At 65.7% G+C, this 1,514-nt stretch carries 2 pseudogenes; both read right to left on the reverse strand.

Annotated features, from left to right (window positions below):
* Positions 1 to 5 precede the first annotated feature (5 nt).
* Positions 6 to 1,210: pseudogene (locus AHiyo1_RS04730) on the reverse strand (argininosuccinate synthase).
* Between the two features lie 103 nt (positions 1,211 to 1,313).
* Positions 1,314 to 1,514 (reverse strand): annotated as a pseudogene (locus AHiyo1_RS04735) (arginine repressor); the annotation flags it as partial.

Genomic DNA, 1,514 nt, shown 5'->3' on the forward strand with positions numbered 1-1,514 from the left:
CGACGTCATTTGCCCGACACCCGCAGGTCGCGGCCTGCGGCGACCTTGGAGGACATTCCCCACAGCTCGATGAAGCCCTTGGCCTGCGACTGGTCGAAGGTGTCGCCGGTGTCGTAGGTGGCGAGGTCGAAGTCGTAGAGCGAGGTGTCGGAGCGGCGGCCGTTGACGATGGCCTGGCCGCCGTGCAGGACCATGCGGATGTCGCCGGAGACGTACTTCTGGGTGTCCTCGATGAAGGCGTCCAGGGAGCGCTTGAGCGGGGAGAACCACTGGCCATCGTAGACCAGCTCGGACCAGCGCTGGCCGACGGTGGCCTTGAAGCGGGCCTGCTCGCGCTCGATGGTGACGTCCTCGAGGTGCTTGTGGGCGGTGATGAGGGCCATCGCGCCCGGAGCTTCGTAGATTTCGCGGGACTTGATGCCCACCAGGCGGTCCTCGACGACGTCGATCCGGCCAACGCCCTGGGCACCGGCGCGGCGGTTCAGTTCCTGGATGACCTGGAGCGGAGTGTGCTTGACGCCATCGATGGCCACGGGGACGCCGGCTTCGAAGGTGATGGTGACTTCGTCCGGTGCCGGCGGGAATTCCGGGGTGGCCGTGTAGTCGTAGATGTCCTTGGTGGGGGCGTTCCAGATGTCCTCGAGGTAGCCGGTTTCGACGGCGCGTCCCCAGACGTTCTGGTCGATCGAGTACGGGTTCTTCTTGGTGGTCTCGATCGGCAGTCCCTTTTCCTCGGCGAAGGCGATGGCCTTGTCGCGGGTCAGGGCGAGGTCGCGGACGGGTGCGATGCATTTCAAGTCCGGGCCCAGCGTCTGGATGCCGACCTCGAAGCGGACCTGGTCGTTGCCCTTGCCCGTGCAACCGTGCGCAACGGTGGTGGCACCGAATTCGCGGGCGGCCTTGACGAGGTGCTTGACGATCACGGGGCGTGAGATCGCCGAAACCAGCGGGTAGTGGCCCTGGTAGAGGGCGTTGGCCTTCAGCGTGGGCATGGCGTATTCGTTGGCGAATTCGTCGCGGGCGTCGGCCACGTAGGCCTCGACGGCGCCGCAGCCGAGGGCGCGCTGGCGGATGGTCTCCAGCGACTCGCCGCCCTGTCCGACGTCGACGGCCACAGCGATGACCTCGGCCCCGGTGGCTTCACCGATCCAGCCGATGGCTACGGAAGTATCAAGCCACCGGAGTAGGCCAGAACAATGCGCTCAGTCACGAGAGTGCTCCTTTGTTGTTGCTTGGTTCTTTTGAGTCAAAGCTTGGTTCGGGCCGAAGGCCCGGGTGGAACAGCGCCGGAATGGTTCACTTGCCGGGCTGGACTAGTTCCCCGGTCCGGCTTCCTGGGCCAGCTGGAGGAAACGGGCTGCCAGCTCGGCGCCGCCGTCGGGATCCCTGGCAACCAAAAGCAAGGTGTCGTCGCCTGCGATCGTACCCAATACCGACGGCATCACCGAGTGGTCGATGGCCAAGGCGAGGAAGTTCGCGGCACCCGGTGGCGTCCGCAGCACCACGATATTGCC

Origin of the sequence: Arthrobacter sp. Hiyo1 (assembly GCF_001263615.2) — a bacterium.
Taxonomy (GTDB): Bacteria; Actinomycetota; Actinomycetes; order Actinomycetales; family Micrococcaceae; genus Arthrobacter.